Origin of the sequence: Thalassoglobus sp., from assembly GCF_048270125.1 — a bacterium.
GTDB lineage: Bacteria > Planctomycetota > Planctomycetia > Planctomycetales > Planctomycetaceae > Thalassoglobus.
This window is the reverse complement of sequence record NZ_JBLWTN010000007.1, coordinates 115,622-132,410: the sequence shown is the minus strand read 5'-3', so window position 1 is coordinate 132,410 and position 16,789 is coordinate 115,622. Positions and strand designations below refer to the sequence as shown.

Annotated in this window: 8 protein-coding genes and 1 tRNA gene; 3 read left to right on the top strand and 6 right to left on the bottom strand. The window is 51.3% G+C overall.

Annotated features, from left to right (window positions below):
• Nucleotides 1–113: 113 nt before the first annotated feature.
• A tRNA-Leu gene (locus ACN0YR_RS10785) sits at nt 114–195 on the top strand.
• A gap of 389 nt (nt 196–584) precedes the next feature.
• On the opposite strand, the gene ACN0YR_RS10780 is transcribed toward ACN0YR_RS10785, so the two are convergent.
• The 6 genes from ACN0YR_RS10780 to ACN0YR_RS10755 form a co-directional block, all read right to left on the bottom strand.
• On the bottom strand, nt 585–1,463 hold the full coding sequence (locus ACN0YR_RS10780; protein ID WP_417849223.1) for a transglutaminase family protein: 879 nt from the start codon (nt 1,461–1,463) through the stop codon (nt 585–587).
• A complete protein-coding gene (locus tag ACN0YR_RS10775; protein ID WP_417849222.1) occupies nt 1,460–3,988 on the bottom strand; it encodes a circularly permuted type 2 ATP-grasp protein in 2,529 nt (842 codons plus the stop codon). The genes ACN0YR_RS10780 and ACN0YR_RS10775 overlap by 4 nt, the downstream gene beginning before the upstream one ends.
• 58 nt (nt 3,989–4,046) lie before the next feature.
• Nucleotides 4,047–7,397 (bottom strand): DUF2126 domain-containing protein, encoded by a 3,351-nt coding sequence (locus tag ACN0YR_RS10770; protein WP_417849221.1) that lies wholly within the window; start codon nt 7,395–7,397, stop codon nt 4,047–4,049.
• A 249-nt stretch (nt 7,398–7,646) separates the two neighbouring features.
• The gene (locus ACN0YR_RS10765) at nt 7,647–8,639 is read right to left on the bottom strand and encodes an alpha-E domain-containing protein (protein WP_417849220.1); all 993 of its coding nucleotides are present in this window, start codon (nt 8,637–8,639) and stop codon (nt 7,647–7,649) included.
• A gap of 110 nt (nt 8,640–8,749) precedes the next feature.
• The gene (locus tag ACN0YR_RS10760) at nt 8,750–10,219 is read right to left on the bottom strand and encodes a circularly permuted type 2 ATP-grasp protein (protein ID WP_417849219.1); all 1,470 of its coding nucleotides are present in this window, start codon (nt 10,217–10,219) and stop codon (nt 8,750–8,752) included.
• Between the two features lie 235 nt (nt 10,220–10,454).
• Nucleotides 10,455–11,813, bottom strand: coding sequence for a neutral/alkaline non-lysosomal ceramidase N-terminal domain-containing protein (locus ACN0YR_RS10755; protein ID WP_417849218.1), 1,359 nt, complete (start codon nt 11,811–11,813; stop codon nt 10,455–10,457).
• Nucleotides 11,814–12,119: 306 nt separating this feature from the next.
• Between ACN0YR_RS10755 and ACN0YR_RS10750 the strand changes: the two genes are divergently transcribed.
• Both ACN0YR_RS10750 and ACN0YR_RS10745 read left to right on the top strand, forming a co-directional pair.
• A complete protein-coding gene (locus tag ACN0YR_RS10750; RefSeq protein WP_417849217.1) occupies nt 12,120–15,167 on the top strand; it encodes a PSD1 and planctomycete cytochrome C domain-containing protein in 3,048 nt (1,015 codons plus the stop codon).
• Complete coding sequence (locus ACN0YR_RS10745; RefSeq protein ID WP_417849216.1) at nt 15,164–16,603, top strand: DUF1501 domain-containing protein; 1,440 nt, start codon at nt 15,164–15,166, stop codon at nt 16,601–16,603. Before ACN0YR_RS10750 ends, ACN0YR_RS10745 begins: the two co-directional genes overlap by 4 nt.
• The last annotated feature ends 186 nt before the right edge of the window (nt 16,604–16,789 follow it).

Here is a 16,789-nt window from a genome sequence, read left to right as displayed (position 1 = left end):
TCCTGAGCAGATTTTATCAGGGAAAAGCGTGCCGACTCGGTCAATGTTGATATGACTCAATGATCACGAATCGACTTGCCAGAGCCAGACGAAAATTCTATAACCACCATCACGCGAGAGTGGCGGAACTGGCAGACGCGCTGGATTTAGGTTCCAGTACCTTCGGGTGTGCAGGTTCGATTCCTGTCTCTCGCATTTTAGAGCATCTTTCGAATTGGTTTGCAGGTTCTGCCTCGTGGCGAACAGCATTTTTCCTAGTGAAATGCGTTCTTCACAGGCAAACGGTAGAGCAAACTGCTCTAAGACTCACGAAGACAAACCCTGACCGAAACATCGGTCAGGGTTTGTCAATTTGTGATAAGGCCCCGAAAGCCGTTCTCTGAGTGGGCACGATTCGTGTCTCCGGGAACCAGCAGTTTTTATCGGGCATCTCTAAAATCGCACTCTCGATAGCAACTTTTCGAATGAGTGCTCGCGTTCTGCTTAATGACGCTCTGAACAATCAACGTTTAGCAGTTCCTTAAAGATGCATTGAACTCGCTGACATCTGGAATTCGAATTTCTTCGGGTCGCCCACCTGAGGCTTAATCTCCCATCGGCTCGACATCGACAGTGACGGTCAGCGAGTGAGTTCCTCCGCCGAGAAAGACTCCCCGGACTGGCGGGACGTCGCTGTAATCGCGACCCCAGGCAATTGTGATGTGATCGGTACTTGGCAAAAGGTTGTTCGTGGGGTCCAGGTCAACCCAGCCGAGATCTTTTCCACAGTACAAAGAGACCCAGGCATGGCTGGCGTCCGCTCCGACCAGTCTTTCCTTGCCGGGAGCCGGGATCGTTCGCAAGTACCCGCTGACGTATCGAACAGGAAGCCGTAATGAGCGGAGCAACGCGATTTGCAAATGTGCAAAATCCTGGCAAACGCCGCGTCGATTTCGAAAGACCTCTTCAACGGGAGTCGTGACTGTTGTTGCCCGGGCATCGAATTGAAATTCTGTGAAGATCCGATTTGTCAGGTCGATCGCAGCTGACAGGATCGCGACTCCCGGCCGAAACGAAAGTCGCGCATACGCAGCAAAATCGGAATTGGTCCGGATTCTTGGTGAGTCATAGATGAACTGATTTGCTGCGATTGCCTCTTCGGTTCGCTCAGTCGTGATTTCTCGCCGCACAAGTTCCCAGTCCGGGGATGCTTGATCGGTCTCCGGTTTTGGACTCACACAAACGCAACTCTTGGCAATGACCTTTAAGACTTCGTATCCCTTGTTGAAAGAGAAATAGTGGATGCTGTTTCCGAAGCAATCGATTCGTTTAGATTGAATGGATGGCTCTGGGGAAATCTGCAGCTCAAAATTTGAACAATGCTGATTCGCGAGTTCCCGTGGCTTTAACCAGGCTTGATTATGACAAACTGAAACGGGGGAGGACCCGGAATACGAAGTGACATGCGTGATTTGATAGTTCAAGCGATCACTCCTGGAATTTCCGCAAATTGTCTCGGTTCACCGGAGTGCAACAAGTATTTCCGTTCGAGCAACGCAGCGAGTTCCTTCATGGATTGTTCGACAAAGACCGTCACACTCTCTAAAGCGACTGAATGTTTTCGCCCTAATTCTTCTGATGTCAGCAGGCTCACATGATGGAGTGCTGTCATGGCTAAACGTTTTTCCTCGCAATGTAACGCTTCACTTGAAGAGTTCGGAAGTGCGTCGACATGGTTGGAGATGACTTCAAGTTGAGAGATGACCGAACGCGGATTTGTTGCGTCTGTCATGCAAAGATCGACGACAGCATTTTGCTGAACATCATCCAGATACCTGGAACGGTATGTCATCCTGCAATCGGAGACTTCGATCAGCATTTTGAGGGTCGCCACATCCTGATACTGACCATTTTTTACAATACTTCGCACCAGTGACGACGTTGTTCTGGCGCGTTCAATCCGACGACCGATGTCCAAGAACCGCCAGGCTGGCCCACGAATCATGCCGTTGTCGATCAACCCCATCGCTGATGCGAGTGTAAGAATCAGGTCGTCAAAGGCGTCCGCTAAATGCGCCAGGTCTTTTGAAGCATTTAAGGACGACAGGAATTTTGACCCCGCCCGGTTAAACTGTTGCCAGGTTTCTGGGGAAATCCAATCTCGAACTAACGAACCGAGTCGAAGTATTTCTGAGATCGAAGCAATCAAACCTCGAGACTGATCTGCTTCTGGAAGAATCGAAGCTGTCAGTTCTGAAAGCTTCGAGATATTCGCAGAGAGGTCCGTCAATTCCACGGTCGACTTAATCGCTCCAATATCGGCGAGAACACGAGCCAGACTCGACGTTGCAGACGAGTCTGAATCCCCCGTCAATTCTATCCGAGTGACCAGAAACCGCATCATTCTTGCCAACTGATCAGATTTCTCGAGAGATTTCCCTAGCCAAAAGAGATCATCGGCAACACGACTTGGAAACATCGCGCTCGAACGTTTCAGTGAGATTCCTGTGTGCTCAACTGGGAGCAGAGAGCGAGCTTCGTCCGGTTCCGATGCCAGAACCCATAAGTCCTTACTCGTCTCTCCTCCTGCAATGGAGAGTTCCATCGGCCCTGAAGAATCTGATGCTCTCACCAAACCGCCGGGCATGACGGAATACTCTTGTTCGGCGGAAACAGCAAAGACTCGGAAGGCGACATGCCCCGGCTGTAAATCGCCGCCAGGTCCGACCATCGGTACAGCGGACCGTGCAATCAGTTCCTGAGCGATAAAGTGATAGGGCTTATCGATGATCCGTTTTTTCAGTTTGTCGATTTCGCTTGCTGAGAGATCGGCTCCAATCACTTCTTCGCTGCCACTGGCACTGAAAGCTGGTTTTACAACTAAATTCTGAAGGTTGTCAAAAACGTACTTTCGATCTTCTGTATTTTGACACCACCATGTCGCAATCGATGGCAACTTGAGTTCTTCACCCAGCAGGAATTGGCAGACTCCGGGGAGTTGTGCCTGAAAAACAGGGGCTTCGATGATCCCGGAACCGGGGATATTGACCGCTGCAACATTTCCTTGCCGGATCGCATGCAGAAGTCCCGCAACACCATGTGAAGATCGACCGCCGAATTCGACAGAGTCAATTCCGCATTCATTTCCGCGTAGCATCAGAACATCAACGGGAACGAGCCCCGCCAGAGTCTTGATAAAGACCTGATCGTCACGAACTGCTAAATCGCTCCCTTGTGTTAAATCGTACCCCAGATAACGTGCCAGATAGACATCCTCAAAGTAGTGCGGATTGCTCGGACCAGCACTCAGTAATGCAATACGGGGATGTTCGACTTTTCTAGGAGAGAGCGAGCGGAGTGTCTCGTTGAATTGAGCGAAAAACGGAGAAAGTTTGCGAACCTGAAGTGACCGGCTCAAAACTGGCAATGATCGATTGGCTGTAATTCGATTTTCTAATGCAAAGCCAACACCTGCTGGCGAATCGGCACGGTCAGCCATCACCCAGATGCGACCATCGGGAGAACGGGCAAGCTCGGCCGCATAAAAAATCAGGGAACGCTCTTGCTGATGCATTCCAATGGTGGCACGCAAATATCCGGGGTGTGCAAAAACTGCTTCGGGATGCAGCAGCCCCTCTTTGATGGTTCGCTGCTCACCGTAGAGATCACTAATCAGCAGATTGAACAATCGCGCTCTCTGATCGATTCCTGCTTCGATGACTTTCCACGTGGATTCGTCCAGGATCATCGGGATGAGATCCAATTTCCACGGTCTGGCAGTGGTCGAATCTTCTCCGGTCGCGCCGTAAGTGACTCCATTCTCGTCGAGAATTTCGTCAGCTTGCCGCGAACGCTGATGAAGCTCTTCTCGGCCGAGTTGATCGAGTTGGCTCCAGAACTTTTTCCAATGCGGCCTCGGTTCCCCCTTGAAGTAAGCTTCGTCGAACACCTTTTCTGGTGCGGTGTACGATGCAGACATTTTTTTATCAATCACGAGTGGTGGGGACATCCAGGGAGCTTATCATGTGAGGTCACGTCGTTCGTCAACCTCCGCTTCAAGGGGCAGGTTATCGAGCTCGTCTTAAATCCAGAGTGCAGGGATACTCATTGCTGACAATCTGGGGAGCGGGTTCGATTCTACCCCCTGTATGTGCCGTTGTGAAGAATCGCGAAGCTCGCCGACTTTCAGCTTCAAGTGCGTTCACCGGATAGCTTGAGGAATTCGTCCCACCGGGGTGTTCAATATGATATTGGCATCCTCCGATTGACCGCTTGTTCCATAGATCAACAATATCAATTGTGAGTGGAGCATCGATCGGAATTGTCGGATGCAGGCAACTCGGCGGCTGCCATGCCCGATAGCGGACACCTGCGACAAACTCTCCATTTCGCCCAGTTGGGGTCAATGGAAGTTGATGACCATTGCAGCAGATGGTGTACTGGTCAGTGAGTCCCTGAACTTTGACTTGCAACCTCTCCAACGACGAATCGACATATCGCGCCGTCGCGCCGCCTGCTGGCTCTTCTCCTAAAACGTACCAGGGCTCGATGGCTTGCCGGAGTTCAAGCTGGATGTCTCCTTTTTGAATCTCGCCGATGTACTGGCAGCGGAATTCTAAATGTGGGGCAAACCACTCTTTTTCAAAAGGAATCCCGGATGCTCTTAAGTCTTCAATGACCGCAGCCAAGTCGGTTTCGAGCCAATGAGGAAGCAAGAATCGGTCATGAATCTCGGTTCCCCAGCGAATCAGCTTTCCGTTGTACGGTTCTTCCCAGAACCGTGTGACCAGCGATCGTACAAGGAGCTGTTGAGCGAGACTCATTCTGGAATGAGGAGGCATTTCGAATGCACGCAGTTCGACAAGCCCAAGTCGCCCGGTCGAGGAATCTGGAGAAAAGAGTTTGTCGATACAAAATTCAGCTCGGTGAGTATTTCCGGTGAGGTCGACTAGAAGATGCCGGAAAATCCTATCCACAAGCCATGGTGGGACCGACTGTGAGTCGGTCGGAGTCGGTACTTGTGAGAAAGCAATCTCCATTTCGTAAATCGCATCGCGCCGCGCTTCATCGACGCGCGGAGCTTGACTCGTCGGCCCGATAAACTGGCCTGAGAAGAGATACGAAAGTGCCGGATGATTGTTCCAGTATCCGATCAAGCTTTTGAGAATGTCTGGTCGCTGCAGAAAAGGACTCCGTTCTGGAGTTGGTCCCCCCAGAACGACATGGTTTCCCCCTCCGGTTCCGGTATGCTTTCCATCAAGCTCAAACTTTTCAGTCCCGAGCCGAGACTGCCGAGCTTCTTCGTAAACACCTTCGGTGATCTCCTTAAGTTGCTCCCAGTTGTGAGCTGGCGGAACATTGACTTCAATCACGCCCGGGTCAGGGGTGACTTTGAGGATTTCGAGTCGTTCATCGTGAGGCGGAAGATACCCTTCGAGAACAACAGGAGTTTGCAAGTCGAGAGCGGTCTCTTCGACGAGCGCCACCAATTCGAGATAGTCCTCGAGACGCTCTACCGGAGGCATGAAGACATGGAGCCGACCGCCACGAGGCTCAATACACATCGCCGTATTCAGCACTTTGCTCAACGATTCAGGAGAGACTTCCTCTGCTTCGGCAGCACCATTCTGCTCAAGCGACTCAGCTGTCGCACGAAAGTCTCTTCGTTGTTCGGTAATCTGTGTTTCTGGTGAGGTCAATTGTGCCTGGGCCGAGTGACGAAGTTCCTGATAGCGGGGAAGGGGATCACGCTGAGCGAAAGGATCAATTTGATACAGGATTTTGCTGACTCCCGAAGGAAGCGAATCGAGCGGCAGACGCAAGCCGATCGGGGAATCGCCCGGGATCAGAAAGAGCTTCTTGGTCCGCAACGGCCACGGCCCGCTTTGCCATGCGGCTTTTGCTTGCCACCAGGCCTTCTTCAAGGGGAGAACATATCCCGTAGGTGTCGAGACTCCTTTCTCCAGTGTTCTCGCAAGACGCCGTCGTTCTTCAGAAGCATCCAAATCAAATTTCTGAGGATCAACATCGACTGGAAGTTTCTGTTCGTTCTCGATGGTTTGCCAGACGTCTTCATAAGCGGGGCGAATCCACTCATCTCCGACACCTAAGCGTTCAGCAAATTCGACAATAAAGGTGGCAGCTGAGTCGACGGATTCTGATCCTTGAGTGGAGACGTCGGCCAGCAGCTCGGGATGAGACCAAATCGGCTCTCCGTCCTTGCGCCACAAACACGAATATGCCCAGCGAGGTAATGATTCTCCCGGATACCATTTTCCCTGTCCGAAGTGCAGCAATGCTCCCGGAGCAAACCGGTTGCGAAGCCGCTGAATCAATTCAATCGACTTCTTCTGCTTCATTTCACCGACGGCTGCTGTGTTCCATTCAGGGCTCTCCATATCATCAATCGAAACAAATGTCGGCTCGCCTCCCATCGTCAGTTCGACGCGGTTTTCTTTCAGCCGATTATCAATCAGAGTTCCGACGGAATTGATTCGCTGCCATTGCTCTTCCGTGTAAGGTTTTGTGACTCGCGGATCTTCGTGAATCCGCGTGACAGTCATTTCAAACGAAAATTCGGATTCACACTTTTCAACAGCACCAGAAATCGGCGCGGCAGACTGAGGAGTCGGCGTGGCAGCTAACGGAATATGCCCCTCACCAGCAAAGAGTCCGGAGGTCGGGTCCAATCCAACCCATCCTGCTCCGGGAAGGAAAACCTCTGTCCAGGCGTGCAGGTCCGTGAAGTCGACATCTGTCCCTCCCGGGCCATCTAATGGCTTTTCGTCTGCGGCCAGCTGAATCAGGTAACCGGAAACAAATCTGGCGGCTAATCCAAAATGACGCAGCAAGTTGACAAGCAGCCAAGCGGAATCGCGACAACTCCCCGAACGTTTTGACAGAGTCACTTCCGGAGACTGGACGCCTGGTTCCATACGAATCAGATATTTGATCTCGGACTGTAAAGTCGCAATCAAATCGACCAGAAACGTGACTGGACGCTTCGGGCTGACGTCAATCGATTTTGCGAACTCAAGAAATTTCGCGTTGGATTCCGAGCAGATCAGATACGGGCTGAGATCATATTTCAGATCGGCAGCGTACTCAAAAGGAAACTCTTCAGCATACTCTTCAATGAAGAAGTCGAACGGATTAATGACCGTCATTTCCGCGATGAGATCGACAGCGACACGAAACTCGTCCGTCTTCTCTGGAAAGACCAATCGAGCTTGAAAGTTTCCAAAAGGGTCCTGTTGCCAATTCAGGAACTGCTCTTCAGGAACAACTTTCAACGAGTAACTTTGTACGGGAGTCCGACAATGCGGGGCAGGGCGTAGTCGAACAGTTTGCGGTCCGAGGGAAATTGGACGGTCGTACTGATAGCTCGTCTCGTGATGAAGCGCAACGCGAATCGGCATGGAGATGCTCTAGTGAGATGGTGAAGACAGAAAATTTTAATCGTGGCGAGCAGTTGATGAAGTCATGAAAGTGACCTTCACGGGCACGACAAGCATTGAAAATGCTCTAGAGCAGTTTGCTCTACCGTGTGCCCGTGAAGAACGCATTTCTCTAGGAAAAATGCTGTTCGCCACGAGGCAGAACCTGCAAACCAATCCGCAAGATGCTCTAGATCCTTTGTCGCATGTCCAGCAGCCACATTGGCTGCGCTAGGACTGTATTTGAGATTGAGACTGCGGAGGAGTCGGATGGTCAACCGGACGTAGTGCAAAAAATGTGTCATGCACCGCTTCCCCCACCTGATTCAGCCGCAACTGCAATGAATCGATAAATTCGTGAAGTCCGGTCTCCACGATGCTCTCGACATGATTGTACGCCAGTTCGGATCGAAGTTGTCCTAAAATCCGCTCGGCTGGATTTTGAAACATCCCTAATGGGGTTCCTGAAATTGCATGAAGCGATTCATCCGCATTCGTGATGCAATAATTGATGGCGCGCGGGAAGTTTCGATCCAGAACAAGAAACTCAATAATTCGCTCAACGGTGATGCCATGATAGTGCCTGCGATAGCTTTGAAATCCACTCACCGAACGCAGCACATCCGCCCATTGCAAATCTTCAATCGGGGTTCCAACATCCGTCACTTTTGGCAACAGGATGAAATACTTCACATCCAGAAGCCGGGACGTTTTGTCAGCTCGCTCCAGAACTCGTCCTAAATTCGCGAAGTTCCAACCGACATCGTGCGACATTGTCGCATCGGCAATTCCGTTGAAAAGGTGACTACTCTCTTTGATCGAGCGCAGGAACTCAGACGGGGAATCGATTGAGGAGAAGTTTTGATTCGCATCACGAACCAAGTGGTAGAATGAATTCAACTGCTCCCACATCTCAGAGGGAATTGCCTCGCGAACGGATCGTGCATTCTCGCGGGCAGCCCGAAGTGATGAAATGATCGAGTTCGGGTACTCCTTGTCGAACACAAGAAACTGCATCACAGTTTCTGCTGATGCATATGCGTAGTGTTCTTTGAAGTAGTCTTGATCGCCAGTCGCGTGTACGAGTGGTTCCCATTGCTGTTGAACTTCCAACGGCAGGTCCAAAGTCATATGCAGAGTGACGTCCGCAAAGCGAGCAAGGTTTTCTGCTCGTTCAACATATCGGGCTGTCCAATAGATCGCTTCAGCAACGCGGCTTAGCATTGATGGTCTTTCGCGTTCGCTCTTAAAAGAGACTCGTACGTATCATGTCGCTCATGAGAAAACAAATTTGCTTCTTCTCCGGTCTCGAACCCGGTGGTCAAAAGGCTGCACTAAGTCGACTCTGGTAACTCGACATCATCCGCAGCCACGACCCATGTATCTTTACTTCCGCCACCTTGCGACGAATTCACAATCAACGACCCTTTTCGCAAGGCGACTCGTGTGAGTCCTCCAGGAAGGACTTTGATTGACTCTCCGTACAGGATGTAAGGGCGCAGGTCGACGTGACGCCCTTCGAATTGATTGTCGATTAAAGTCGGAACGCGTGACAGCGATAACGTCGGTTGAGCGATATAATTTCTCGGATTATTTTTAATTAGCTCCGCAAACTTCTTTCGTTCTTCCAATGTTGAATTAGGACCGATCAGCATCCCGTATCCACCCGATTCATTTGCGGGTTTCACGACAAGCTCATCAAGATGTTCCAGCACATACTTGCGATCTTCCGGGCGATGGCAAATATACGTTTCCACGTTGGGCAGAGTGGCTTCTTCGTTGAGGTAATACTTGATCATGTCGGGGACAAATGAATAGATCACCTTGTCGTCAGCGACACCCGTCCCCGGTGCGTTCGCAAGAGCAACACGACCGTTCCGATACGCTTCCATGATACCCGGAACTCCCAGGACCGAATCTTCACGAAATGCGTGGGGATCTATAAAGTCATCGTCAATTCGACGGTAGATCACATCGACACGTTGAAAACCTCTTGTTGTCCTCATGAAGACGTAGCCATCTTTCACGACCAGGTCACGTCCTTCGACAAGCTCCACGCCCATCTGTTGGGCCAGGAACGAGTGTTCATAGTATGCAGAATTAAAAACGCCTGGAGTCAGCAGAACAATTGTTGGCTCCAGAATATCCGGTGCCAGTGACTGCAACGTTCGTAGAAGGTCACTCGGGTAATCGATGACCGGTCGAACTCGAGAGGCTTTGAAGATTTGCGGAAAACTCCGTTTCATCAACAGCCGGTTTTGCAAAACGTACGAGACGCCTGACGGACAGCGTAAATTGTCTTCCAAGACGTAAATCTGCCCATCGTTATGCCGAATCAAGTCCGTTCCGGTGATATGAACCCACACTCCGCGAGGGGGATTGAGTCCAACACACTGAGGTCGAAATGAAGCTGCATCTTCGAGCAGCTCTCGGGGAAGAATGCCGTCTTGAATGATATTCTGATCGTGGTAAATATCATTGACAAAACAATTCAACGCCTGAATTCGCTGTTTCAAACCTCGGTCAATGACATCCCACTCTGTCGGACCAATGATGCGAGGAATAATATCAAAAGGCCAGATTTTCTCGGTGCCACGGTCATCCCCATAGACGGTGAACGTGATCCCCATACGCATCATCGCATGATCAATCGCACCTTGTCGTCGAAGCAACTCACCCGGAGCGAGACTGGCAATCGAGTTCGCAAGCAGTTCCGCACCTGGGCGGGGCTGGCGGTTTTCATCAAACAGCTCGTCGTAAAAGCCATCCGTTTCGTAACCCGAAAAATCAAGTTGTGCCGACATGCCTCATCTTCCGATTTCAACGATCATGGTTGCCAGGAGTTTCTGCGCAGCGCGAGTATGTCAAGCAGGTTGATGAGCAATACACAATTAAAACAATTCCAGCAAGAGAAAAGTACAAACCAAAGAGAACAGTTCTTTGAAAAAAGAACGAAACACCACTGAGACTTCAGGATCAGTTCTTAAAAGACCGAAGTGCCCACCTTCGGTCAAAGCAGCACCTGAAACTTTGACAGCATCATTTCCCGAGTGCTTCGTGCACTGGCTGAATGATTCGTTCTTCGATGCCAGCGGCGATTGGTCCGGGATGGAGGATTGAAGAGGTGTAAATCAACGCACCGCCACCTTCATAGCCCCCCTCTTTCAGGATTCGTTCACTCGGAAGGTAGGTGAAGACGTCGTTACTGTAACCTGCAACCCACATGTTTCGATCCGGAAACTCTCGTTTGAGTCGCAAGGCGTAATCGACGACCGTTTCTCCCGGCAGGGCGACCAGCGTCAGTGAATCTCCAAACTGGAATGTTTGGACAAGTGTGGTGTAGCTTGAGCGAAGTTTGCCTTCAGTTTCGAGTTGATGCAAAAGCCTCTTCGCATGCAGTTGCGTGTACTGATTCCCCGTTGTGAGACGTTTTTCGAGTTCTTCCCGTTTCGGTCCTGCAGCATATTTCACTTCGACTTGACTCAAGCTCGACTTAAGTGGTCCTGTCACTGAGATAGCCGGCGTTTCCATAGCAGCTTCAACAGCAGTCGCCAGGGTTTTCCCGTGCGTCATCGCCAAATCGAGACGTCGACGCGGGTAGGGATTCTGGTCTCCACCGCAACCCATCACAAACATGGCGACCACGCCGGGGTTCGCTTTCTCAATTTCCGTTTGAGCAAAACCAGCATAGTCTCCCGAAAACTCGAAGATGCCCAACGTTGTATTGTGGCAGGCGTAGCCAAACAGAATCGTTGTCAATTTCCCAGCAGCATCTGTGATCTTTAAAACAGGTACATCATGATCGACTGGCCCCGCAGGATTGGGACTATTGCGATAGGTCCCTCCTGAAGGCAAACGACGATTCATTGCAAATGCGGCTCGTGCGCGATGGTACGTCAATTTGGATGGGACTGAGTTCTCAATCGCACCGCCAATCAGCTTGATCAGCGTCTGCTCCAACTTCTGGCTGTAATCGCGTGCATCAGCAACTTTCTGTTCATGAATGTCGATCACAATCTCTTCTGGAACACGGACAACCGGACCACAGTGCGTGTGCGAACAATTCAGTAAGACGGACTCAGAGGGAATCTGATACAGCTCCTCAGCTTTGGCAGCGACGCGATCTCGGAGTTCACGTGGGACCGTGATGAGATCAAACGTCACAATCGCAGCTCGATGCCCCTCACCATCGTCCAGCACAACAGCCTTTGCGTACAGATCTGAGGCAACTCCCTCTGACGGTTTCTTGCGGGACGCGTAGCCCGCCATCCACGTTGACTTTTCTGGAGTGATGACGGCAAAGTCCGAACCGGCAGTCCAGTTTGTTTCACCACAAACGTCAGCCACAACCACAAAAAAACAGACCAGAAGACTCATCCATTGCGAAAGCTTTCGCATCTTACTCTCCATTCAATTCAATAAATATTTGCAAAGAATCTATCGTCTTGACGTGAAAAATGTCCTCGTAACTTCAACCGAGAAGAAAAACGTGAGCCGAAAAAAAGAGGGGCAAAGCCAGCTCCCTGTCCCCTCAACTCTCGTGATTCAACATACCAAAAGGGACACTCTAAAGGACATTCCGACGTGACACTTTAATGACCATCAACGCGAGGTTGCCCCTCGCACTTAGGCGTGCCGTTTGACGCAGCCAACTTAACGGTTGATAATACTTTTTGATAACCCACCTTTTAGAATCTGCCGAATATGCCCCGCCTGTTAATCACATTCCAGCTTCTCTTTTGTCTTTCCGTCTCGATCGTCGTTGCGGATGAGACTACGGTCGATTTCCAAAAAGAGATTCGGCCAATACTCTCTCAGAAATGCTACAAGTGCCACGGCCCAGACGAAGCGGCTCGAGAAGCTGATTTGCGGCTGGACACTTTTCGGGGGGCGACTGAAGATCGTGGAGGCTACAAGGCAATCACTCCGGGGAACCATTCGCAAAGTGAGCTGTTCGCCCGGATCAGTAGTGAGTCTGATGATGATCGCATGCCACCCGCCGATTCAGGATTGCAACTGACGCCTGAGGAGATTCAAGCGATCAAAAAGTGGATTCAGCAAGGAGCGCAGTACAAACAGCACTGGGCGTTTGTTGAACCGACCTTGCCGAAACTTCCGATGGTTTCACAAGCCGACTGGTCGCGAAATCCGATTGATCTCTTCATCCTGGCAAAGCTGGAAAAAGAGAATCTCGCCCCGTCCCCCGAGGCAGATCGAAACAGTCTCGCACGACGTCTCTATCTCGATTTAACTGGACTCCCTCCGACCATCGAACAACTCGATAAGTTCGTCAACAGTTCTGATCCACAGGCCTACGAAAAACTCGTCGACGAACTGCTGGCATCACCCCAGTACGGCGAACGCTGGGCGCGTCACTGGCTCGACCTGGCTCGCTATGCCGATACGAACGGCTATGAAAAAGATCGCCCCCGCTCGATCTGGCCCTTTCGTGATTGGGTCATCAATGCGATTAACAATGACATGCCTTTCGACCAGTTCACGATTGAGCAACTCGCAGGAGACATGCTTCCCGACGCGACGACGGACCAACTGATAGCAACCGGTTTTCATCGCAACACCATGATTAACGAAGAGGGGGGAATCGATCCGCTCGAATACCGGTTCTATTCGATGGTCGACCGCGTTGCGACAACGGGAACAGTTTGGATGGGAATGACGATTGGATGCGCACAGTGTCATACCCACAAGTACGACCCGATTACGCATACCGAATATTTCGCGATGATGGCTCTCCTTAACAATGCGGATGAGCCAGACCTGTTCGTTCACGACGATGCCATCGAGGAGGCCAGAAAGAAAACACTTGACCAAATCACACAACTGAAATCTGAACTGGCTTCGAAATTTCCCCCCGCAGAAGGGGAGGGGAGCGAAGAGGAGCGCAGAAAACGGAATCTCGAAACTAAATTCGCTGCGTGGTTAAAGTCCAGAAAAGAACTCGCGCGCCATTGGCAAGTCATCACACCAGCCAGGATGACAACGAATCTTCCACGACTGGAACTACTCGAAGACGGCTCAATCCTCTCGACCGGCGATATCACCAAGCGAGATGTCTTCGACTTGAAATTCGACCTCGCAAGCTTCACACAACCGATCAAGGCCATTCGTCTCGAAGTGCTCCCAGATGAACGCCTTCCTGCACAGGGACCGGGACGCGCGTACTACGAAGGTCGCAAAGGTGACTTCTTCCTCAGTGAGGTCACTGCAAAATCGGGCGAACAATCGATCAGCTTCCATGAGGCGTCGCACACTTTTGGAAAAATCAGTATCGGAAACGGAACTGCCGAGGCAGCCAACGTGTTCGATGGCGATGGCTCAACAGGGTGGTCAACCTCCACAGAAGAAGGGCAACCGCATCATCTGGTCCTGAACTTTCAAGAGCCTGTGCAGCCTCAACACCTGCTCGAATTGCAAATGATCTTCGAGCGTCACTTCGCAGCGAGCTTGGGACGGTTTCGCTTTTCGGTTTCCACTGAGCCTGGTATTGCGAAGGCGGTGCGGCTGCCGATTGATGTCATTGATTCGCTCGCGAAACTGAATGGCGAACCTCACGAAGAATTGAAGGCAACACTTCTCGATCTCTTCCTCGAAGAAACTCCCGAACTGGCTGAGGCGCGCAAGCCGATCACCAAACTGCAAAATCAACTTGCCAGCTACCCGACCACGATGATTCTACGGGAACGCCCTGAGGACAATCCGCGCATCACCCACCGTCATCATCGCGGCGAATACCTGACCCCGAAAGAAGTTGTCGAGCCAAACCTGCCAGCGATTCTCAGCTCGTCCAAATCTCCTCCACGCAATCGTCTCGAGTTTGCCCGATGGTTGGTCAGCGAAGAGAACCCGCTGGTGGGACGAGTCACCGTGAATCGTTACTGGCAGGAAATTTTTGGCCGTGGTCTTGTCCGCACAAGCGAAGATTTCGGGACGCAGTCCAGCTATCCGACACATCCTCAATTGCTCGACTGGTTGGCTGTTCAATTCACCGACAAAGGCGCCAACGGCCTGAACTGGTCGAGAAAGCGACTTCATCGACTCATTGTGACGAGCGCAACGTATCGTCAGCGGTCAACAATTTCTGCCGATCAGTTAAAGAAAGATCCTGAGAACCTGCTGCTCGGCCGAGGAGCACGATTTCGGATGAACGCCGAGATGATTCGTGATCTCGCGTTACAAAGCAGTGGACTTCTCTCGCTGAAACTGGGCGGCCCAAGTGTTTATCCGCCACAACCTGCAACAGTCTACGCAGCAGCTTACGGAAGTCCCAAATGGCCTGTTTCCAAAGGTGAAGACCGCTATCGCCGGTCGCTGTACACTTTCTCGAAGCGAACCGCTCCTTTCGCAGCCTTCACAGTTTTCGATGCTCCGACTGGCGAAAATTGCATCGTCCGTCGAGACCGCAGCAACACCCCGCTTCAAGCATTGACTTTGCTCAACGACGAGATGTTTCTCGATGCAGCTCGAGCAATCGCGCAAGAAGAATTGTCCGAGCCTAAAAACGATCGAGAAATTGTCTCGGAGATGTTTCTCAGGATTCTGACTCGACCGCCAACCGACGAGGAAGTGACCGCACTGGTGACATTTAAAAAAGAACAGAAAGAGAGATTTGAAAGCGGAGCACTCGACCCAAAACAGTGGACTCAACTTAAGACGGCAACTCCCGAGTTGGCTGCCTGGATGATGACCGCACGCGTGATTCTGAATCTCGATGAAACGGTGACAAAGCCATGATCAATCAACACCTCGTCTCGCAAACACGCCGACAATTCTTCTCCGATTGTGGAGTCGGGCTGGGAAAGATTGCACTCAGTTCATTGCTCGCACAACAGGCTACGGGGCAGGGGACTGCCGTAGCGAACACATTAAACGCTGCGAGTGCTGGAACGTATCGATATCCCGCAAAAGCCAAACGCGTGATCTACCTCTTCATGGCGGGAGCTCCCAGCCAATTGGAACTGTTTGATTACAAACCAAAACTGGTTGAACTCGAAGGTAAACCGATTCCCCCCGAGGTCATCAAAGGACAGCGATACGCATTCATTCAATCGAACGCAGCCATCCTGGCACCCCGGTTCAAGTTTCAAAAACATGGAAGCAGCGGCGCTGAGCTCTCAGAGGTCCTGCCGCATCTGTCGAAAGTTGTCGATGAGATTGCGATGGTTCGCTCAGTTCATACCGAGCAGTTTAACCATTCCCCCGCTCAACTCTTCTTAAACACCGGTAGCCCGATTCCAGGACGTCCTGCCATTGGAGCATGGCTGAGCTACGGAATTGGAAACGAATCGAAAGACTTGCCAGCTTTTGTCGTCCTCAAAAGTGGCGGAAACCTCAGCGGGGGAGCCTCAATGTGGAGCCCCGGATTCTTGCCCTCTTCTCATCAAGGTGTTCCATTTCGGAGTCAGGGAGACCCCATTCTTCACGTTTCGAATCCCGCCGGTATCGATGACCAAGCACAACGAGCCTCTCTCGATTTGATCGAAAAACTCAACCAGAAGCAGTTTCAAAAAGTCGGCGACCCCGAAATTCAGACACGCATCAGTGCCTATGAAATGGCTTGGAGAATGCAGTCCGCTGCCCCCGAGTTAATGGACTTCTCAAAAGAAACAGAAGAGACGCTGAATCTGTATGGAATTGACGAGAAGAAACCGAACGAATTCGCCCGTAACTGTTTACTTGCTCGCCGACTCGCTGAGCGTGGAGTTCGCTTCATTCAGGTTTACCAATCTGGCTGGGATCACCACTCGAATGTGGAAGGGGGAGTCAAACGGCTCGCCGGGATGACGGATCAACCAGCAGCAGCACTCATCCAGGACTTGAAGCAACGAGGGCTGTTAGAAGATACGCTCGTCGTCTGGGGCGGGGAATTTGGTCGAACGCCGATGGTCGAAGCGAGCGCCGCTCTGGGTCGGACAAACGGTCGTGACCACCATCCTCAAGCCTTCACGATGTGGTTTGCGGGGGGAGGGATCAAACAGGGGGCCATTGTTGGAAAAACCGACGAACTCGGCTTCTCAGTCGTTGAAGATCCCGTGCATGTTCACGATGTTCAGGCTACGATATTACACCTGCTCGGCATCGATCATGAACGACTGACATTCACATACCAGGGTCGCCCATTCCGGCTGACAGATGTGCATGGACATCGAATTGATAAGATATTGGGCTGATGATCAGTCGTAGAGAATCATGAGTAGGTGAACACCGGTTCGTGAGCAGCAGTTGCTCGATGAATGATTGACTAGAGCGGTTTTGATAAAGATGTAGCAGTCCTGTCTCGTGGCACACAGCCAATCACCTGACAAGACGCTCGATTCGCGGACACAAGAAACACGAAAGTGTTCTAGAAACGACGT